At 40.0% G+C, this 21,135-nt stretch carries 21 protein-coding genes; 7 read left to right on the forward strand and 14 right to left on the reverse strand.

Annotated features, from left to right (window positions below; translation table 11 throughout):
* Positions 1–48: 48 nt before the first annotated feature.
* Complete coding sequence (locus LM917_RS02660) at positions 49–1,065, forward strand: S66 family peptidase (protein ID WP_232695897.1); 1,017 nt, start codon at positions 49–51, stop codon at positions 1,063–1,065.
* Between the two features lie 650 nt (positions 1,066–1,715).
* Here the strand turns inward: LM917_RS02660 and LM917_RS02665 are convergent.
* The 8 genes from LM917_RS02665 to LM917_RS02700 all read right to left on the reverse strand — a co-directional run bounded on the left by LM917_RS02665 (position 1,716) and on the right by LM917_RS02700 (position 9,085).
* Positions 1,716–2,441, reverse strand: coding sequence for an amino acid ABC transporter ATP-binding protein (locus LM917_RS02665; protein ID WP_232695983.1), 726 nt, complete (start codon positions 2,439–2,441; stop codon positions 1,716–1,718).
* A gap of 8 nt (positions 2,442–2,449) precedes the next feature.
* On the reverse strand, positions 2,450–3,106 hold the full coding sequence (locus LM917_RS02670) for an amino acid ABC transporter permease (protein ID WP_232695984.1): 657 nt from the start codon (positions 3,104–3,106) through the stop codon (positions 2,450–2,452).
* A 47-nt stretch (positions 3,107–3,153) separates the two neighbouring features.
* Positions 3,154–3,966 (reverse strand): transporter substrate-binding domain-containing protein, encoded by an 813-nt coding sequence (locus LM917_RS02675; protein ID WP_232695898.1) that lies wholly within the window; start codon positions 3,964–3,966, stop codon positions 3,154–3,156.
* A 23-nt stretch (positions 3,967–3,989) separates the two neighbouring features.
* Positions 3,990–4,805 (reverse strand): serine hydrolase, encoded by an 816-nt coding sequence (locus tag LM917_RS02680; RefSeq protein ID WP_232695899.1) that lies wholly within the window; start codon positions 4,803–4,805, stop codon positions 3,990–3,992.
* Positions 4,805–6,391: an N-acyl-D-amino-acid deacylase family protein gene (locus LM917_RS02685; RefSeq protein WP_232695901.1), complete on the reverse strand. Its 1,587-nt coding sequence runs from the start codon at positions 6,389–6,391 to the stop codon at positions 4,805–4,807. Before LM917_RS02685 ends, LM917_RS02680 begins: the two co-directional genes overlap by 1 nt.
* Positions 6,392–6,429: 38 nt before the next feature.
* On the reverse strand, positions 6,430–7,740 hold the full coding sequence (locus LM917_RS02690) for a GTP cyclohydrolase IIa (RefSeq protein WP_232695902.1): 1,311 nt from the start codon (positions 7,738–7,740) through the stop codon (positions 6,430–6,432).
* Between the two features lie 143 nt (positions 7,741–7,883).
* A complete protein-coding gene (locus tag LM917_RS02695) occupies positions 7,884–8,348 on the reverse strand; it encodes a ferritin-like domain-containing protein (RefSeq protein ID WP_232695903.1) in 465 nt (154 codons plus the stop codon).
* A 158-nt stretch (positions 8,349–8,506) separates the two neighbouring features.
* Positions 8,507–9,085 carry a hypothetical protein gene (locus LM917_RS02700; RefSeq protein ID WP_232695904.1) on the reverse strand — a complete coding sequence of 193 codons (579 nt, stop codon included), beginning with the start codon at positions 9,083–9,085 and terminating at the stop codon, positions 8,507–8,509.
* A gap of 377 nt (positions 9,086–9,462) precedes the next feature.
* Here LM917_RS02700 and LM917_RS02705 point away from each other — a divergent pair, with 377 nt between their 5' ends.
* Positions 9,463–10,062: a hypothetical protein gene (locus LM917_RS02705; protein ID WP_232695906.1), complete on the forward strand. Its 600-nt coding sequence runs from the start codon at positions 9,463–9,465 to the stop codon at positions 10,060–10,062.
* Positions 10,063–10,129: 67 nt separating this feature from the next.
* Here the strand turns inward: LM917_RS02705 and LM917_RS02710 are convergent, their stop codons facing one another.
* From LM917_RS02710 to LM917_RS02725, 4 genes are all read right to left on the reverse strand, one after another.
* A complete protein-coding gene (locus tag LM917_RS02710; protein WP_232695907.1) occupies positions 10,130–12,319 on the reverse strand; it encodes a YcdB/YcdC domain-containing protein in 2,190 nt (729 codons plus the stop codon).
* A complete protein-coding gene (locus tag LM917_RS02715; RefSeq protein WP_232695908.1) occupies positions 12,310–12,870 on the reverse strand; it encodes a sigma-70 family RNA polymerase sigma factor in 561 nt (186 codons plus the stop codon). Before LM917_RS02715 ends, LM917_RS02710 begins: the two co-directional genes overlap by 10 nt.
* A 359-nt stretch (positions 12,871–13,229) precedes the next feature.
* A complete protein-coding gene (locus LM917_RS02720; RefSeq protein ID WP_232695909.1) occupies positions 13,230–14,558 on the reverse strand; it encodes an FAD-dependent oxidoreductase in 1,329 nt (442 codons plus the stop codon).
* Positions 14,559–14,796: 238 nt separating this feature from the next.
* Entirely contained in the window at positions 14,797–16,350 is a 1,554-nt protein-coding gene (locus tag LM917_RS02725; protein ID WP_232695910.1) for an ABC transporter substrate-binding protein, read from the reverse strand.
* 511 nt (positions 16,351–16,861) lie between these two features.
* Between LM917_RS02725 and LM917_RS02730 the strand changes: the two genes are divergently transcribed.
* On the forward strand, positions 16,862–17,506 hold the full coding sequence (locus LM917_RS02730) for a DUF305 domain-containing protein (RefSeq protein ID WP_232695911.1): 645 nt from the start codon (positions 16,862–16,864) through the stop codon (positions 17,504–17,506).
* Positions 17,507–17,606: 100 nt separating this feature from the next.
* Here the strand turns inward: LM917_RS02730 and LM917_RS02735 are convergent, their stop codons facing one another.
* Complete coding sequence (locus LM917_RS02735) at positions 17,607–18,020, reverse strand: hypothetical protein (RefSeq protein ID WP_232695913.1); 414 nt, start codon at positions 18,018–18,020, stop codon at positions 17,607–17,609.
* 161 nt (positions 18,021–18,181) lie between these two features.
* On the opposite strand from LM917_RS02735, the gene LM917_RS02740 reads away from it, so the two are divergent.
* Positions 18,182–18,964, forward strand: coding sequence for a hypothetical protein (locus LM917_RS02740; protein WP_232695915.1), 783 nt, complete (start codon positions 18,182–18,184; stop codon positions 18,962–18,964).
* A gap of 81 nt (positions 18,965–19,045) precedes the next feature.
* Entirely contained in the window at positions 19,046–19,462 is a 417-nt protein-coding gene (locus LM917_RS02745) for a hypothetical protein (RefSeq protein WP_232695916.1), read from the forward strand.
* Between the two features lie 141 nt (positions 19,463–19,603).
* Here the strand turns inward: LM917_RS02745 and LM917_RS02750 are convergent, their stop codons facing one another.
* The gene (locus LM917_RS02750; RefSeq protein WP_232695917.1) at positions 19,604–20,323 is read right to left on the reverse strand and encodes a hypothetical protein; all 720 of its coding nucleotides are present in this window, start codon (positions 20,321–20,323) and stop codon (positions 19,604–19,606) included.
* A 191-nt stretch (positions 20,324–20,514) separates the two neighbouring features.
* Here LM917_RS02750 and LM917_RS02755 point away from each other — a divergent pair, with 191 nt between their 5' ends.
* A complete protein-coding gene (locus LM917_RS02755) occupies positions 20,515–20,802 on the forward strand; it encodes a hypothetical protein (RefSeq protein WP_232695919.1) in 288 nt (95 codons plus the stop codon).
* Positions 20,803–20,821: 19 nt separating this feature from the next.
* A complete protein-coding gene (locus tag LM917_RS02760) occupies positions 20,822–21,109 on the forward strand; it encodes a hypothetical protein (RefSeq protein WP_232695920.1) in 288 nt (95 codons plus the stop codon).
* Positions 21,110–21,135 lie beyond the last annotated feature (26 nt).

Consider the following 21,135-nt stretch of genomic DNA (forward strand, 5'->3'; position numbering starts at 1 on the left):
CATGCCTTTACCCAGTAAACTAATGAAAATTGTGAAAGGGGAACTTGCATGATTAGATATCCGATTTTAGAAGAAGGAGCAACCATAGGTATTACAGCACCCTCGTCTGGGGTTAAAGTGGAATTACATGATTTAATTAAACTTTCATGTAGCCGTATGAAGACGAAGGGATTCAGTGTTATTTGTGGTGAAACAGTTTGGACTCAAGATAAGGCAAAGTCATCGCCAGCCAAAATACGTGCTACTGAATTCAATGATATGATGCAAGATGATAACATCCATATTATCATTCCTCCTTGGGGCGGAGAATTATTAATCGAGATACTTGAATACATTGATTTTGAAAATATAAAGAGTAAGTGGATATTGGGATATTCAGATATAAGCGCTTTATTGTTAGCAATCACCTTACAAACAGGCATAGCAACTGCTCATGGTACGAATCTAGTTGAGTTAAGAGGAGAATTTTCTGATGATACAACAGCAATGTGGCAATCTGTCTTATCAACTAAAACTGGTGAATCAATCCTCCAGCATTCATCGCTATACTATCAGAAGGAATGGAATCACTCTGATCCTTCGCTATGTGTCTTTCATTTAACAGAACAAACTTGTTGGAAGGTTATTTCAAATACGAATGTAAAAATACAAGGTCGCTTACTTGGTGGTTGTATAGATGTGATCAGACATTTGATAGGCACCCCGTTCGGTAATTTGCAACATTTCCAAAATTACCAGATAAATAATGAACCCATCTTGTGGTTTTTCGAAAATTGTGAACTGACAACAACCGATTTACGTAGGTCTTTAGTTCAAATGAAATTAGCAGGATGGTTTGATAATTGTACAGGTCTTATATTTGGTAGAAGCCCTGCAAATCAATCTATCGACAACTATACAGTGGAGGATATTTACAAAGAACTATCCGAGGAATTACAGATACCAATCATCTATGATATTGATTGTGGACATGTTCCACCACAAATAACTTTGATTAATGGGGCGTATGCTGAAATAGAAGTAGAAGATGGCAAAGGTTCTATGAAGCAATTTTTTAACCCATAATTATTCGGATTAGTAAGAAAAAAACAAGCTGGTTTTCTTCCTGCAATAGTGGAGAAAACCAGCTTCTCTTTTCACCCTTCGCTAAAGTCTTCGCCCCGCAAGGGATTAGACTGTCCGCTCCGCACTATTTATCGGGGAAGCTCAAAAACGATGTATTCACTGTAAGACTTGCTTGGTCTCGCTTCTTTTTCCCGATAAAGAGTGCTCCGCTAGGATGGGCTTCGCCAAGTCGCTCTGTGTGAAAAGAGAAGCTGGTTTTTCATGCTGTTGTGATTGTTCGTGTTTTTCCACTGAAGCCGTTTGCAGAAGAAGCACATTTTTTGTCCAGAACTATTTAAGGTCCTCCCTAGCTACACAGTAAAGAGTGCGGGTTAAAAAGTGCAACCCATGAAACACATCGTTGAATGGCTTCTTTTTGCACTTTCCGCACTCTTTACTGTGTAGCGGACAGAATTCACTCCCTCGCTGGACCTTAACGAGTTTGCAGACAAAAAATGTGCTTCTTCTGCCTGCCCACTACAGTAGTCATCAATAAAAATCTGCTTACGAATATTTGCCTTCATACAACGTTTTTACCAATAAAATTAGGGGCTCATGCTCCAAAAAATTATGAAAAAACCTGATCCATTTACCAGATCAGGCGTACTCACTTATTTCAATATCTGATTTAAAAATCGTTGTGTCCGCTCATGTTGCGGTCGTTCAAATAGTTCTAGTGGTGGACCTTGCTCGATAATCGTCCCATCATGCATCATAATAACCCGATCTGCAACTTCTTTAGCAAACCCCATTTCATGGGTTACGATCATCATGGTCATCCCATCCTTAGCCAGTTGTTTCATTACAGTTAAAACTTCGCCTACTAACTCTGGATCAAGTGCTGAAGTAGGCTCGTCAAACAGCATGATTTTAGGTTTCATCGCTAAGGCACGAGCAATGGCAACTCGTTGCTGTTGACCACCCGAGAGTTGATGAGGGTAGCAAAGCTCCTTTTCTAGAAGTCCTACTTTTTCAAGTAATTCTCTGGCATAGTTAATTGCCTTCTCTTTGCTCTCTTTTTTTACGTAGATGGGCGCCTCCGTAATATTCTCCAAAACTGTTCGATGTGGGAACAAGTTAAAATGTTGAAAAACCATCCCCACATGCTCTCTGATTTTGTTTAGATCGTCTTTTCCTGATTGGATCTTTAACCCATCTATCATGATTGTGCCTTGCTCAGCTATTTCTAAAAAGTTAACACAGCGTAAGAGCGTACTTTTCCCTGAGCCACTTGCACCGATTAATACAACCACTTCATTTTTTTCTACATGTAATTCGCATCCTTTAAGCACATGCAATCTGCCAAATGATTTGTGTAAGTCATTTATGCTCACCATTGTCGAACTCATGTACGAACACCTACCTTTTCTACATGTAACCGCGTTTCTAATCGGTTAATGATGTAGGTGAAAATCAGAACCAATACGAGATAATATAAACCTGCAATTGCATACGCTTCAAATTGTAGGAAAGTCCGGGCAGCGGTAGATTGAGACAAAAGATATAGTTCAGGGAAGCCGAGCAACCCTACAAGGGAAGAATCTTTTAAACCTATAATAAATTGATTGCCAAGTGGCGGGATCGCACGTTTAAAAGCTTGTGGCAAAATGATACGTCTCATCGCTATCGGGTACGACATACCGAGTGAGCGCGCAGCTTCCATCTGCCCTTTTTCAATCGACTGGATCGTCCCACGAAAAATCTCAGCGATATATGCTCCACTATGCACCGCCAGCGCCAGCGCTCCTGCCCAGAAATCAGAAAGCAACACTACCTTGGCAATCCCAAAATAGAGAACCATGATTTGCAAAATTAAAGGGGTACCACGAATCAATGTGATATATAATTTCGCAATTCCTACTAGAAATTTGTTATCAGATATGCGAAAAAACGCAAATATCAGACCGATTACAATGGCAATCACCAGAGAGACGGCCGTCAGTTCTACCGTAAGCCAAGCTGCTTTTAAAAATCCTAGCCATGTTTCCTGAAACAGTTGAATAAAACCACTCACCTGGCTCCCCCCTTACATTTATCTTCAAATAGCTGTTACTTCAGACCCTCTGAAATATCTGCGTTGAAATATTTCATACTAATTTCTTTATAAGTTCCATCCGCCTTCATATCAAGAAGTGCCTTATTGATCGCATCCAACAGCTCCTTATTCCCTTTTTGGACTGGGATTCCACATTGATCGAGGAATAAAGGTTCTCCCACTGTTTTCGCTGGTAATTTTCCTACTTTGACAGCTTCCATTCCTACGCCAAAATCAGTAATAACAACATCAAGACGTCCTTCTTGCTTCAATTCCTGCATGGCAAATAGATCGCTTTCATATTCCTTCACTTGTCCAGTAGGTCCAACCAGTTCAACCGCTAAATCTTTGTATGTGGAGGCAGTGACCACACCAACAACTTTTCCATTCAAATCTTCTTTAGAGCTGATATTTTTTGAATTCTTTTCATTTACAAACATGACTGCCTTCATAGTGAGATACGGCTCAGAAAAGTCAACTTGTTTAGCACGTTCTTCGGTGATGGACATTCCGCCGATAATTGAATCGTACTTGTTAGCTTTTAACCCTTGTAAAATGGAGCCCCAGGGAGTCTGCACTGCTTCTCCTTTCAGACCCAATCGCTTGCTGACTTCCATCGCGATATCCACATCAAATCCAGTCAGTTGGTTGTTACTATCCATATAATTATAAGGGCGAGCCAAACCGCTAAGTGCAAAGGAAAACGTTCCTTCTTTCAGCGTCATTGAATTCGATTTTGCTAATGGCGTTTCAGAACTACAGCCTGCCATGGTACCAAGCACAAACAATGAGATTAAAAGGCACGTGATTGTTTTTTTCCAAATCAAGTGAATACCCCCTTGTAAAAGTTTTAGGTTGCATACTGATAAACCATTTTTCCAATCTGTCCAATGACCTGCCTTGACTCTTTAACGTCTACTTGCTTCGATAAAACCGTAATAAGGATACATTTCCCCCCTGCGTAAAGAATGCCAGCATCATGTTGAACCCCTTCATCCCAACCAGTCTTGTGAGCCAGTTCCCAATTGTTTGAAGAGCCAATTACCCCGCTATGTTGCTCGGGTAAAAGTGAAGGTAGGGCATCTCTAAATTGTTGCTTTTTCAAAATCCGCACCATCTGATCGCACGCATGGGTAGAAATAAATTGACCCTTCACAATTCGTAATAATGCCGAAGAAACATCGGCAGCTGTGATCATGTTGGGCTCGGGTTCCGTTACAGGAAATATCATGAGCTTCCGAGTAAATGTACTATCTACCATCTCTAGCTCAAGCATAGTTTGGGAAATATACTCTTTACCAACAGAATTAATTAAAACATTCGTGGCTGTATTATCACTCTGGATAATCATCAAGGTAATCAAATCATAGACAGATATATGCATAGGTGCAGTTAAATGCTGTAATATCCCTGAGCCACCGACCAAATCTTCTCTTCGTACCAAAATCGAATCTGAAAGATGAAACTGTTCTTCATGAGCTGCACGAAAAATCGCTGCCATGATCGGGATTTTAATAATACTTTCTGCAGTAAACAGCATTTTCTCTTGGTGACCCCACCTCTCATTAGAAGCAAGGTCATGGAGAACAACTGCATAATCACCCTCTACTTCCTTCAAGAGCCTACCAACTTGTATCTGTAACAACCTCATTCCTGATTCCATCATCACACTTGCCCCCTACGAATAACCTGACCAGCCGTTACTCGTGTAAACTCCGATTGATCAACCACCACTTCTCCGTTTACCAAGACATAAGGAATTCCAGTTGGTAGTAATAATGGCTCATCGTATGTAGCATTGTCCTGTACAGTTTTCCAGTCAAAGAGTACAATGTCTGCCCAATATCCTTCTTTTAACAATCCGCGATCTTTAAGTCGTAATAGTTGGGCAGGAGCGCTCGTCATTCTACGAACTGCCTCCCAAATGGGGAAAACCTGCATATCTCGTGAATACCGTGCAAGTACACGTGGAAAAGTCCCATACAAACGAGGATGGGGTTTGCCACCAAAAACTCCGTCAGAACCCACCATATGAAACGGATGCTGCATAGCTTGCAAAATGTCTTCCTCTTCTCCCCAGTGAATAATCATAGTGACCGCTGCTTTTTCTTCACGAAGTAGTTGAAATGCTGCTTCTGCAGGCTCCAATCCCCTTTCCTTAGCAATCGTAGCCACACTTTTTCCCTCACACTCTTTATTACGACTGGTTTGAACAGAGGCGATTACTATCTTTTTCCACCCATTGTTTCGTACAGGGTTGTCATATTCTCCATTTTCCTCCATTTCGATTTTTACTTGGTCAGTAATCTGCTGATCTTCCAGACGTTTAAGCATGGCATCCGTTCCTCCATCATGCATCCAAGGAGGTAAGATAGATTGAAAAACAGTCGAAGCAGCCGTATATGGATACTGGTCAAACGTAACCTCAATGCCTTCATTTCTAGCATTGTCCAACTTTTGCAGGGCTTCCTGCCATTTGTCCCGATTTATGCTACCACATACTTTAAAATGGGAGACATGCAGTCGAACACCAGATTGCCGAGCAGCATCGATTACCTCGTCCAATGCCTCTAATGAGTAGTTGCTTTCATTCCTAATATGAACAACAAAACATCCATCATATGTAGCTGTCACCTTACAAAGAGCTGTTAGTTCCTCCTTATTGCTGTATACACATGGAGGATACTGAATTCCTGAAGAAAATCCGAAGGCACCCTGTTTTAACCCTTCTTCCACTAGCTCACACATAATCTTGATTTCTTCTTGCGTCGCTTCTCTTGCTGAGAATCCCATAGCAATGGTCCGTACAGCTCCATGCGGTACTAGATATGCAATATTTCCTGATATTTCAGAATTTTCTATAAACGAAAGGTATTCATCTACTGTCTCCCATGGCCAATCACCAATGTCCCCGTTCAATCCTTTTAGTTGTTGTTGCCACTTAAGCTTAGTAGCCGGAGATATAGGGGCAACGGAAATACCATCCTGACCACATAACTCCGTCGTTACACCCTGTAAAACCTTAATCTTATGAATATCAGGTTTTGTACAGAGTAGATCAGAGTGTACATGAGGATCGATAAAACCTGGAGCAACAACTAATCCCTCCGCTTGGATCACTCTTTTTGCCTTCTTATCCTCAAGCTTGCCTATTACCGCAATCCTTCCATCCTTTACTCCTATATCAAGCCTAGTCCAGGGATTTCCTGTACCATCACAAACCATTCCACCCCGAATCAGGACATCAAGCATGCATATCGCCTCTCCTTTTCAACTGTATTATTCATATTTTACTCCTGGTTAAAGTCAAGCTTATATAATTGACGCGGCCTTCCTCTACCTATCGGTTGTTCTTCTCCCACAACAGTTGCAACCTGGGCTTGCTCTAGCTTATGCAAAATTCTTCTTGCACTGCGATGCGTTATACTAAAATGATTGGCTAGCTCCAATGCAGTAATATGTGCTTCATTAAGATGCTCATGTAAAGAGATCAATTTATTGATTGTTCCGACACTCAAACCTGTATTTTTGGAAAGCTTCAACCGGTGTGGATCGTCACTTCTGGCACTGTACAATAAGTGGCTATCTTTTCCAAGTGGACCAAGCACCAATCCCTCCTGCATCAGAATAATACAATTCCCCTCTTCAAACGTTCTCGCTTGAAGTAAAGCCTCTCTAGCCCTTCTCTCAGCTTCATTAGCAGTTCTGCCTAAACCAATGCCCGCATAGGTAGTCACCTGCGCCTCATGCATGATTCGCCCTATCAACCTATTCACATCTTGGTAATCAGCTGCATTTGCCATAGCTTCACGAGTGGTAATAAAGGAGAATTCATCGCTATTTGACCAGTTAAGTGTAGCTTGGATATCTTCCCCAAATTGAATCAGGATTTGTTGCACCAACAATTTTTTTCGTTGCCAGTCATACTCAGAACTAAAGCGATTCGTCATCCAATCGACATGAATGATGACAATAACCAAATAAGAGTTAGATACCCGCAAGCTTTTGACTTCCAGTTCCGCTTGTTGAAGCATTTTTCTCATGCTCACCCTGGTTGGGATAACCCTGTAACAGGCAAGTCCCCGATTCGTTAATTCTCTATAAACCATTGTCGAACAAGTTAACGTCGCATCAATTTTTCCTTCTTCCCACAGAGACAGATGAAAGGAGAGAAATTCGTCCATACTCATCCCCTGGTGGTAATCTTTCACATAAATCTTGTTGGCATTTATTCCAAGATCACACAGGTATTCTTCAATTTCACTTCGGTAAAGAAAATCAATACTTAATCTCCATGACTCTGTAGAGTGCCCCTTGTTCTTTAGCATGTGAAAAAAGGCACGGTACAGACTGGAACCATCATGTGGTAAATATAAAAGGGGCTTCTCTTTGCCAGCTGCCCTCCGACCAATTTGGTAAGGAATTGGACCAGCAAAAAGTAATGCATCCACAGAATCGGCATGTTGCTGTACGAGTGAGAGTGTTTCCGATACCTCTTTATAACCAAAAGCGCGAAGACAAATAGAGGGAGAGGAGTCGGACAACTCCATTATTTCGGGTAATAAGTCATGAGGACCAAAAAAACCAACAGTAATTTGCATAACAATCACTTTCCTCTATAACTTTTCAGTATTTTTTATATTTTATGATAGATTATCCGCTATTTAAGGTCAACGTCCGTAAAAGGTCCGATTTACAACAAAAAAAGAAGCAATCAGCATAAGTAAGGGCTGATTGCTTTTGGTTATTTATTTTTTGCGTAGAGCCAATTATAGTAACCTGCGTGCTTTAGCTCATCTGTCATGATCTCAAATATCATATTTTTATATCGCTCAGGAATATTCATATATACAGTACGGTATCTTTCAAACGCTTGTAGTTCCCCAAGTAATGCCTTTTCTAAACCCTCTAGATAGCTTGCGGGTGGTTGAAAGCTGTTTGCTTTTCCTGGTGGTGCATCTCTTCCCGTTAACTCTTTATAGATTTGTCTTAGATATCGCCTATGCTTCCGCTCATCATTACGTATGCTAGTTATGACTTCCTTTTCCAGTTGAGTTGGAGCCAGAGCAATCAGGCTATCGTAAAACAACTCATCCTCACGCTCGTCAGCTATCGATTCCTCGAGGATCGGAATAATTAGGTTGAACTCAGATGGACCTATGTTGTAGACAGGAACCACCCCATAGGCCGGATAAAAATGGGGGTACATACTCTCACCTCTTTAGGTAATTGTTCTTCCCCCCATGTTATTCAGCATGTGTACAATTAGGTACATATTTTCTTAGTTACGCCCGGCATTTTTTGATAATGAAAAGAATACCGGCGGGTAGCACAGTTCACCCTTACCTTGTTGCTTTTGACATTCGCCTACAATTCCTGAGGTGCCTCTTCAATCATCTTTTTATTGATAATACGAATCTTCTCAACGGGAGATTTGTCATCTGCAGCGGAAATAAATACACTATTGTCTCCTGCTTGATACGTAATTGTATATCCTCCTGTGGAGTCATCCATGCCATCGTAATCAGGTTTACCCACAGCTTTTTTCAAATTTTGGCTGTCTGTCGTACTCAAATATTTAGATCCAATATCAATGGCGTATAATCGTTCTTTTCCATCAAAAAACAAAAGAGCCTGATCCAGCTTCTCGAAAGCATGATATTCTCCACCTTCATAGAAGTTAGTTTCTGTAACGGCCCCGTATTTTTTCATAATCTCATCTTTAGATGCACCAATTGCTATAGGGAAGCCTTGTATTTCATTGGTAGCAAGCTCTCCTAAAAATTTCTCATTCAATTTAACCTTAGAAATCTCTTGGACAGGCTGTTGCTCTCCTGTTTGTCCTGTTTCTGGTGAAGTTACAGGGGGTTCGGTAGTCGGTTTATCCGGTGCGCAACCTGCTAGTAATAATAATGCTGCAACGGTGAGTATGGCTAAACGTTTCACGACAATTCCTCCTTTATCGACTATAGTGTTCGTACGTTTTACATACGTGTTATAGATGTAAAAAATGCATGAGGTAACGTGTTCTCTTATATGTTGTACGTTTTCTTCTGATTAATCGTTACGAGAAAAATGATTCTATCATCCCTCTATCATTTAATTACTCGTTATGAAGCATTCTAACGCTCTATGTCTTGTCAGATGGTATGTTGTTATAAGCAGCATTAACAGACTTTCATTATTGTAGCAAACATTTATATAATAACCTATACAGCTTGCAAAAATTTTACAAATATCCCCTCTTCATTCAATTGCACTAGGAAGATACACATATACCTGTTCGTAGAAATCCACAGAAAATAACCTTTAGGAGGATTAATATGAACCGGTTATTAACTAGATGTATGATCGTTATCTTTGTTGCCATGAGCCTTTTTGTGGTAACTCCTTCTACTAGCTATGCCTGCTCGTGTGTTAGCCTGACCCCAACAGAGAAATTCGAAAAAGCAGATTCGGTATTTGTTGGTACAGCTAAAGATATAAAGAATAAGCAAGGTAGTTTTTTCCCCGCCAATCACCCGATGTCCGATAGCGATGCCAATGTATTTGTAGTAGAGAAATCATGGAAAGGTAATCCTCCCTCACAACTGATCGTATATGACAATGGTCATGAAGAATCTTGCGGAGTAGATTTCAAGATTGGCAATTCCTACCTCGTATATGCAAAAACTGATACGGAGAAAAAGGATATCTTGCTCACATCTTTTTGTGACGGTACAATCGAAGCTTCCAAAGCTACTGAAGTCCTGGCTCAGCTAGGTGATGGAACGAAGCCTTCTCTGATAACAGAAATCTCTGTAGAATCAGATTCCTCTAGCGAAGATACACAATCAGGAAGTTCTATCCTCTGGATCATCATTGGAGTAGTTACAGGTGTAATCGTCGGCTGGATATGGATGATGAACAGAAGAAGAAAGTAGCCATTCAATCGTAAAACCCGAATAATGGGCTTAAAAAAAGTCCTTTATTCGGGTTTATTATAGACAATTACCGGATTACTGCCTTGCCGGTAACTGCATCGATATGGATATATTTATTAGCGTGTGCTTTATCACTTGTTGGGATGTAAATTAACATGGGCTCTTCCAAATTCTCTCTCTCAACACCCTTGATTGTATAGGTTAATTGAAGTGGTAGTACTCTCAGATATTCTTCTACAGCTGTCTGTACAGGAACCACGTTTTGCTTATCAGGAAGAGTAACTTTCTTTTTCATTCCTGTTCTGTTATAGAATCTATCAACTTTTCCTGTGGATGGATCAACCGAAACCATGTAGGCTTCATCAGGATCTTGTTCGAGAACAGGTATCCCCTCATAACTCTTGATGAACTCGAACCCCCAAGACCCATTCCATACAGGATTAGCCTCTCCGGGTTCAATGAGCTGGCTGATTTGTACCTCTGTTACATCCGAATCAACATGTTTTTCCAGGAAGCGTACTGCTTCCTTTAAAGCATCCGCTTTGGAAACAGTAATTTTCGTATCCGCTCGTGGGATCCAATATTCAATAACTCTCCCGGTGGCAAAATCTGTTACAACTTCAAACCATTTATTATCATTTGTCACCCAATGAAAGCTTTTTTGCTTCCTTCCATTCCATGCAGACTCATCTACCTGCTCATCATAAGTGAGATTGTTCAGGTTGACACCTGATTGTTCTTTCAAGAATTGTGCTGCTTCTTCCTTTGTTTTGATTACAACTGATTGTTGTGGATTGAGACTGATCGGATCGTGGTTATTACGGCGGTCGTAATCCATTCCGTTATTCCCAGAGCCATACTGAATTTTTCCTGTTGACGCATCGATATACCAGTTAAGGGAACGTACCTCACCCCTTTGCATAAAAGATACAGCTGGAGTGTAGTCGAGAATCGGTCTAAATTCCAGCTCTTTGCTTGTTTCAGGGTCACGTTTCATTACTGCATGCTCAATGTAACGTAGTTTCATATTTTTAGCCAGCTCAGCTTCTGCTGTCTCTTTCGCTACCGCTTTTGCTGGGTCAGGTAGCGAGGCTAGATCGTACGAATTAACTCTCTTGTCATACCCAAGTACTCGCCCCTCCTTGTTTACACCAATAAATATATCGTCTTCTAAAACAGGTATCCCATTATGGTAGCGCGTATAATAGATTGTATCGCTTTCTGTCGTTTCTCTGTAATTTTTCGCGTCATCTCCGAGAACGTGTTGCAAGAATTGATTTGCTTTTTCTTTTGCTATTGCATTAGACGTCCATGCAAAATCTGTATCCTCACCCCGTTCATTCTCAACACGGTAGTTTGTTAGGGTATCTCCTTTTCCCTCCGTGCTGATCATCACTTTGCTACCTTTCTTGTCAGTATTCTCCAACATCAAAAATCGCCCGCGAAAATCAAAAGTAATATACGCTTTGTTGACTAATACGGACTTGGGATTTAACTCTGGGAGTACTTCCCTAAGTTCAGTAAGCATCTTTTGCTCCTCTTTATTTATTTGTCCAAAGGAGACGACACGACCTGCACCATCAACCCATACCGTTATATCAGAAAATGGAACAAGCTCTCCGTTTTTTAGCTGTTGGAAAGTGACGTACATTCCTTTCACATCGAAGACCAAGTATCCATTCTGTGGTCTCTTAATTTCACTTACAGCAACCTGTTTGTATTTCTCACTATCATCACCAAGGAGCTTTTTTAGAAAAGCTGTCGCTTTCTCCTGTGCTACTTTTTCTGACGGGTGTTGATCTGTCTCATCCCCTGTTGACCATTGAAATATTTCCACATTACCACTTTCCGTATTTATGGCTACACTAGCAGTCGCACTAGTATCTTTAAGCATCACTACGATCTTGTCAGCAGATGATTCCTTTATTTCTACTTGGTAACTGCTTAATTCTGGAATTGCTTTTAGTAGTGGCTTCAGGGCTTTTTCTATAAGAACCTTAGTTTTTTGCTCCGAGAGAGCCGATACCGATTGTTGGAATCCTTCTTTAAGACCTAATGACGGCGAAGTCCAGGCAACAAGCCCCACAACAAGACATGCCACCGCAGCAGTGCTTATGTACAATTTGTTATAGTTGCGTCCTTTTTGTTTTACTTGGTTGCGAATTCGATTTTCCAATTCTGGAGTAAATCTCACATCCTGCAACGAGTTATGACTACCTGTCCGAACCGACTCACGAAGCTCTTTATCTACATCCATTCCAGCCCCTCCTTTTCTACTAATAACTTAAATTGCTTTCGTGCTCGATGAAGTTTAGTGCGAACTACCTGTCCTGATACTTCTAATATTTCAGCGATTTCCTTTGTGGATAAATCCTCATAATAGTAGAGCAGAATAACCTGCCGATACTGTGGTGACATAGCCATAACTTTTTCCGCTATTGCCTCCTTGGTCATTTTATCTATGACCTTCTTTTCTACGTAAAGCTCACTACTATCGCTAGGTGTCTCTTCCTTTTTAAAGGTAGAGAAGATACGGCGAAATGACCAGGATCGCAAATATTGTTTGGACTCGTTAATAGCAATGCGATACAGCCAGGTTTTCAAATTGCTGTCACCACGGAATGAATCTATTCCACGGTAGGCTTTCAGAAAAACCTCCTGCGTAATGTCTTCTGCCATATTTCGGTCTTTTACGATGAGATATACCAGCTGAATGATTTTGTCACCATACTCTCTCATCATGACTTCCAGGGCAGCTTCTTTTGTCATGTGAATAGCCGGGTTCTCCTGCTTTATTTCTGAATACACGATGACATAACTCCTCCTCTCTTCGCTTCGTGTGTATATTTGATCCCGTAGGAGAAAAAATGTTACAGTGTTTTCAAAAAAATATTGTTACATCAAAAAACTCGCATGATTTTGAAAAAGAGTAGTATCTTAGATCCGTTCTTTCTACATTACTGCATCATACCGTTTTCTGGTATAAAATCGATTCAAACCCTACTAAAACGGTCATGACCGTTTTGATGGACCGCAAGCGGTCACATCCAATTTTATGAAAAACGTCAAGACGTTTTTCACAGAAAAAAGAGTATCAGCATTGATCATGTCTATGACATAATCTGCTGATACTCTTTTTTACACTACTTATTGAAATACTTACGATGCTAGTTGGCTTGTAATCCAGCCTGATTCAAAATATTCCACGGCTTGTTGTAATGAGGTTGGAAGAAGAAATCCACAAAACCAAGCTGATCGATTGTCATCTCATTTTGAATACAAACCGATAACGTGTTCATTGATTGAGTCATGTCCGCTTTCGACATGATTTGGGCTCCTAATATACGGCGTGTCGCTTCATCATATAACACTTTTAGCAAAACCTGTTCATAATCTGGCATAAACTCAGGGCGATAGTTATCATTGATTGTGACAGTTTTCACATTTAAGTCCAGATCAGAAGCTGCCTGTTCAGTTAGTCCTGTAGATGCAATATTGTAATCATAAATTTTTATTCCAGATGTACCTTGCGTACCCATATATTTCATGACAGGGGCCAATAGATTCTTGGCAACCAAGGTACCCATTCGAACCGCGTTAGTAGCTAATGGAATATAGGCATGTCGGCCAGTTGGATTATAACGGATTGCACAGCTATCTCCCGCTGCATAAATATCTTCTTTACTGGTGCGCATATATTCGTCTACAACAATTGCACCATTTCCCAGCATTTCCACTTGTCCTTGTAAAAGTGCCGTATTTGGTCTAAAACCAATGCACAGGATTACTAAGTCTGCATCATACTCACCTTTTGTCGTGATAACGTTAGAGACTTTTCCATTCGTACCTTTAAATTTGGTAACAGTCTGTCCCAATTGCAGCGTTATACCGTGTGACTTCAAATCTGCTTCTGTGACCTCTGTAAATTCTTTATCTAAATAGCGGTTCAAGATACGTTCTTCACTATCGATCAGTGTTACATTTTTACCATTCATCTCGAATGCTTCCACCAATTCAATACCAATATAACCCGCGCCAACCACTACCACATTTTTGGCGTTTTTGGCTTTTTCAATAATGGTATTGGAGTGGTTATAGTTTTTGCAAAGAACAATATTTTCTAGGTCGATTCCTTCAATGTTTGGCATAATTGGCCAAGATCCTGTTGTAACGATCAGCTTATCATACGTATCCTCGAATTCTTCATTCGTGTTCAAATTGCGTACGCGAAGTACTTTGTTATCAGAATCAACGGAGATCACATCATGTAGCATATTTGTGGTAACGCCCAATTCGGCTAATTGCTCAGGTGAAGAGTAAAACAATCCTTGGGGATCTTTTACAACTCCAGCTACGTAAAGTGCGATTCCACAAGATAAGAAAGAAATGTTGTCATTGCGTTCATAGACAGTAATTTGAGCTTCTGGATATAGTTTAGCAGCATTTACAATTGCAGCAGTTCCAGCATGGGTGCAACCAATAACAGCTATTTTCATAGTTATGCCTCCTGTGTACAACTAAGATGAGTAACAAACTTACTATATTTAATACTGTTGTTATGTTGTTTACATGTTCATTATAACTTGTTAATTGATAGAAGGCAGTGAACAATTTGTGAAATATGTCACAAGTGTTTTTTCCGGGATTTTTGCAATGATTACAGGAGGACAAGAAGAAAGACCCCGGTAGTGTATAACGGGGTTCGTCTTGTAGCTGACGATAAACGAAGGCTTCTTATTCTTTATCCAGTTTTGCAGTTCGAATCAAACCGTCTGGAACGTGCGTGAACCCTTTAACTTTTTTGGAAATACCAAATCTATCATAGTTATGATAAATGTAGACATATGGTGCTTCTTCATACAGAATCGCCATTACCTGATCATAAAGAGCTTTTCTCTTCGTATTATCCAGTTCACTGCGTGCCTCAACGATTAATCTATCAACCTCTGGGTTATTGATACGCGATTTATTATTTGGAGCCCCTGTAACCATAAAATCATAGATGTTTTGGTCTGGGTCAACCCTGCCTGACCAACCTAGCTGGGTAGCCTCGAAGGTACCCTTTTCGGATTTTTCAAGCATAGCTCCGAATTCTACTTTTTCTAGTTTCACATCAATGTTATACGTCTTTAACATATTTTGTAGAACAGCACCAAATTGTTCATTGGCTGGAGAAGTTGCGATTTGCAGGGTAAAGGAGAAACCATCAGGCTTTCCACCTTTCGCAAGCAATTCTTTAATCTCTTCTGGATCTGGCTTTTTCACCTTGTCAGAATCCCCGTAAGCGAGGTTACCTGGCGAGAATGGAGAGTTAGCTGGCAAACCATAACCGTCAAATAAAACTTTTATTACTGTTTCACGGTCAATGGCACGATCTACAGCTTGTCGCAGATACTTATTAGAAAAAGGCTCGGCACTCATATTCATGTATATACCTTGAAAACCATAGTTAGCGGCAGAAACGACTTCAAAATTGGAATCATTTTTCAACCCTGGGATTTCTTTAACAGGAACCTCATCAAGAATATCGATTGCTCCTGATTTAAGGTTTTGTACACCTGCGCTTTGGTTGGTAAATACTTTGAAGTTGACCTCATCAAGTTTTACTTCTCCGTTCCAGTAATTCTCATTCTTTTTCAGATTTACCTGATCGCCTTTTACCTGTTTTACAAAGACAAATGGGCCTGAACCAACCGGATTATTAATGAAGTCTTTCCCAGATTTTTTAACTGCTTCTGGTGATACCATCATGCCTGAGCGATCTGTAAAAATAGATAGTAACGGAGCAAACGGCTTTTTCAGTACAATTTGAATGGTTAATGGATCGACTACCTTTACATCCGTAATAAATGTTAACTCAGCACGACGTCTGGAGTCTTCCGCACGATAGCGATCAATATTAAATTTGGCTGCCTCGGCATCAAACTTGGTACCATCATGGAAGGTAACACCCTCTTTTAATTTCAGCGTATACGTAAGCCCATCTGGTGATACCTCATAAGAAGTAGCCAGCATCGGAATGATTTCACCCTTTTCGTTAATATCAAAAAGCTTGTCATATAAGCTATTATGAACAAAACGATCTACCAGAGCGGTAGATTGAGATGGATCGAGACTCGGAGGATCAGCTTTTAAACCGATATTCAGGACTTTATTCGTGGCAGCTTCTGTTCCTTTAGTAGTTGGCTTTGTCCCACTGTCTGTTCCACTTCCTCCACATCCACTAAGAACCAACATACTGCTGAGAAGCAAGGCGGATGCTGTTTTGAAAGCTTTTTTTGATAGCATGATTATTCTCTCCTCTTCAATATTCTATAAATTGACTAAAAATTTAGTTTATTGATAAAAGCATGATGTGTACAAATACCAAGTATGGTTTTCCGCTGTTAAGTAGACTTCTCTATTATCAAATTTTTAAGATAATTTTATTTTTTATAATAATAGTAGAATTTTTCAATGTAATCAATCTATTTTTTATTTTTTTCAAAATTATAAAAAGAATCAATAGCAAACTGGCAAGGATTGCTTTTGACTCTTTTTTTCGTTTACAAACTTATTTGTTAGCTTTTTCATCTACATTTTCTTGAGGTAGATCCAATAATCGAAAATTCCACATTCCATCCGGGCTTGTTACCGTATTGGAAATAAAATCTTGTTTCATAACATTCTCCTCTCTGTCATTAATCTTACCTAAATATTCCAAAGTTGCAAATTAACACTTACCGGAGTGTCCATGAATAAATTCTACATTTTTCCAAACAATAATAAGCAAAAACACTGTATTAGGAGGAAACTGGACATGAAACGATTCGTACGCTCTACTCTTACAGCCTTACTTGTTGTTATCATGCTGACGATGGGCTTGAATGTACACGCTGCACCCGCTTCTAAAGAAGAAGCTTATCTAAAGCAATATCAAAAAATACTTCAGACTATGAAAACAGGTATGGAAAACGCTCCTGTAACTGGGGACCCGACGATTGATTTTCTGTATGAGATGATCCCCCACCATGAAGTAGCCGTTCGTATGTCGGAAAATTACCTGTCGTATGGGAACGATCCTCAACTTAAAGAAATCGCAACGAATATAAGAAATGAACAAAAAGCAGAAGTTGTAGAAATGAAATCGCTGTTAGATCGTTTAAAGAGCACACCTCACATCGATAAAGCAAAAGAGGCGGAATATCTAATAGGGTATAAGAAAGCTTACAGCCGTATGATTACAAGAATGGAAACCACAAAACCAACTGGGAATATAAATGAAGACTTTTTGATAGAAATGATTCCTCATCACAAAGGCGCAGTAAAGATGGCAGCCGATATTCTGGATTATACCAATAATGAGGAACTCAGCAAGATGGCGAAAATGATTGTTGGTAATCAATACACACAACTGATGAAGATGAGAAAAATGCTGATGGCGATGAAAAAGGGAGAAGAATAGATAACGCTGTGAAATCTATCCTATCTAATAAATGAAAAAAGAGTCTCCGTTACAGGTGACTCTTTTTTTCTACTCTATGCTACTTCTTTTTTAGATCTTACTATGCACGAACAGAGTAACAAAGTAATCCAAACGATCCGTAATACAGCACGGTACAAAACAGTATCAGTAAAACCTGTTGATCAGCCATCATTCCTATCATTGGTCCCATCAGTCCTGGCATCACTCCGCTACTCACTCCAGTAATAACAGTCTGATAATCCACAAGCGCTCCAAAAACCACACCAATAGCCACTGCTAATACGGTAGTCACGATAGTTAAGAGAGTGTATTCACCAGGAAACAGATAACTAAATACGATACCTGTTGCTAATCCGAAGACACCACTTGCTGTCATTGCCACATTCATTCCAAAATGGTAGCCAATCAAACGACGAAATTTAAATAAATAGAGAAAAGCCCCCATGCCTGTTATGAGATAACTGAAAAAAATCACCCATGCCATCCAGTACATGTCACACCTCCTTTTTCTTCACAACTGGGAAAAAAACTGCTCTTTCTTCATACAGTTTATATATACAATGCTGGATGAAGCTGTATTCCCTTTTAGGAATGTCCCCGTTTAATCTCATACGCTAGATTTCATCAAACTCACAGGGTGGAGGTTTAGTTGGCATGGAACAACCCTCAGTACGATTAGACCAATATGTAAGGGAACTCTTAGAAAAACAAAGTCAGGAAGAAGAGAAAGAAGATCTGGAGAATCAAATAAATCTCAGGTTAGGTAAAGGCATTTCTTCGCCAGCCAGTGAATTGCCCTCCTCAGAGCTGAAAATGCTCCAACAGTATATTCATGGGCATAATTTATTCTTACTGGGAGAAGCCTTACCTAATCGCAAAAAAGAGATGGTCCTCCGTAAATTTTTTAAACACAAGCGGAATCAACAAGTGGAAGTGTACTCCAAAAATGGAGAAAAAGTATTGCACACCATAGGAAAGGTGAGTGTTGTGGGTAGGAACTTCGTCATTCTCACTACCTTTATCGATCGTATTTGGATTCCTTTCTCCGCTATTCATTCTGCCAATATCCCCTATGGACTACCTGATATACCGAACACGCATCAGCATCTGGCTATAGACAAGGAATTAGTACGAAAATTATCCACCCAATTCGGTGAAACCGTAGCAAATCGTGATGTCTTGATCCAACAATTTTTTGAAGAAACCTTAGAGACAAATATGCAGACGTGGAAGGGAACAAAAGTTAAGATCAGTATGAATGGTGAGATCATCATTGGAAAAGTAGTGAACTCAAAAAAAGGCATTCTAACCATTACTTCGTTCGGAAAACAGCTTGCTCTCCCCCTAACGGAAATTTCGGATATCCGGACACTGAGAATTTATAGCTTGTTCGCACGTTTGTTAACAGGCAAAAGTAAAAGAGATGCCGCTACATGATATAAGATCAGCTTTTGTCCCTTTTTTGCATACCCCTGGCATGATACGGTTAAATGACATCATACCAAGGGAGTGAATCTAATGGGTAAGTTCCAATCTCATAAAAGTGTGAGTAGTCAGATGCCTCGTAACGGAGTGAATAATCAGCGATCTTGTACCAGTACGACAAAACTAAATAGAAAACTTCGTCCTGTGCGAGAACAGCGTTGTGATGGTTTATTTGTTAATGGTGACTGTTGTATTCCCTTAATCGCTCCGCCACAAAATCTGATTCATTTACGTCTAGCTGGTCTAGATAAGAATATCAATTTTAATTTAATCCGTCATAAAAATTCTTCTGTCAAAATCTATTATTTATGCGATGAAAAAGTCCGAAAGATTAAAGGAACAGTCTGCGATGTAGGCACCGATTTTGTCGATGTAGCGAATAAGGATTCGGACAAAGTCACAACCATTTTCCAGTCGCGTATTGTAAAAATCAAACGTTATAAACATTGAGATGAAAGCTGCGGGTAGGATGCTTGTCCTACCTTTTTTTCTTTCGTACTAGCCAAAATGAAGGCACTAATAAACAAATAAACGTGTAGCTGACCTCTAGTGATTGAGTAGCCGCACGTTTATCTATTTTATTGCATACCCTTATATCAAGATAGGGCATTTGTGTGTGTTCATTGACACAGGCTTACTTTCGAGAGTAAGAAAACAGATGTCTTGCAAATTGACATTGACGAAATCGTTACTACAGTCAAGTAGTACCTCTATCTGTCCTTCTTCCGATGCAACTAATGTCCCTCTAATTACATCTCCTATTACCGATGTAATTTCCACCTCACTGCCGATAAAACTTTTTAACTGGCGAAATAACGGAATCCCAAAAAATATATTGATGAGAAATGGACTTTGTGAAACAACTTCGCCAAATGAAGATACTAATGCTTCACGTAAACAAGGATCAATGTGAAGTAGTTCTTGCTCATTCTCGTTTGCTTCATCCCCTTTTGTTGCAACCGAGCAAATTTTGTCGTACTGGACAAAGGTTAATTTCCCTTTTTCCCCGATTAATTGTAAAAAGTCACTTCCCGCTACTTGTAGACATCCACCGATGCACTCTTTCTTCATCGCACACCCTACGGTAATTCGCAGTAGCATGTTACGAAGGGATTGAAAATGTAGTCGAAGTGCGTTTGTGTTCTCTGGATCTTGAGGATTGCCTAATGCTTGAAGTAAGTTATTAGCTGCTTCAATACATTTTTGTTGTTGGTCTAATTTTCTTTGGGACAAGTTACTGTTTGGGGAAGGGTATAGCGGGGTTCGAATTACAGGTGGACACGGAAAACAATGCTTCGCTGTCTTTCCCATTTGTTGATCCTCCTTGGACTTTCTTACTCAGTTATTAGCATGGTATGGCAGGATCAGTCATGGTGTTTGGACACCTGACAAAATGATGATTCTGTCTAACTTTCTATTCAAAAAACTTTTTCAATTTGCAAAGCAGCTTGAGGTAGCGAATATAAGTCAGAGAATAACATTGCGTAAAAGGAGGATAAAGAATGGATATTACAACGATTGTAGATATCCTCAACGAACTCAAGGCAGAAGATAAGGAGATTTTGCTTACACTCGAAGCATCACAATTGAATATCTTAGGCCAGACGTTTCGCCCACTCTTTGTTGGACCAATCATCGAAGTTAACATGGGGTTTGTTACGTTATCTCCCTGCACGATTAAAATGGTGAACGCTCCCAATTTTGTTTTCCCTACTCCACTCAGTTTCCCATTAGAAAAAGTAGTTTCCTTTACAGAATTTGATAGTACGATCGTATTCCCACTAACCTAGTACAAAGGAGGTTATTTCTTTGGCAAAAAAGTCACGTAACAGTTTCACGGACCCCAGTCCTGAACGCCAGGCAGCCTTTCACGATGAATTGCGTGAGGCGATTGGCAAAAGAGTATTATTATTAACTGCACAATTCCCATCTATGTTCATTGGAAAGATCCTATCTGTCATTGAGGATTTTGTCGAAGTAAAAGTGGAGATAATGCCCACCATCGAGCTGGAAGATCGTATTTGGTACATTCATATGGACACAATTAATGTTTATTTCATTGAATCTGACAACTTCAAAATTCCTAAATTACGTTAACAGCGGTGTGATGACACAACGGAGGC

This window comes from Brevibacillus daliensis (assembly GCF_021245735.1).
Lineage (GTDB): Bacteria > Bacillota > Bacilli > Brevibacillales > Brevibacillaceae > Brevibacillus_B > Brevibacillus_B daliensis.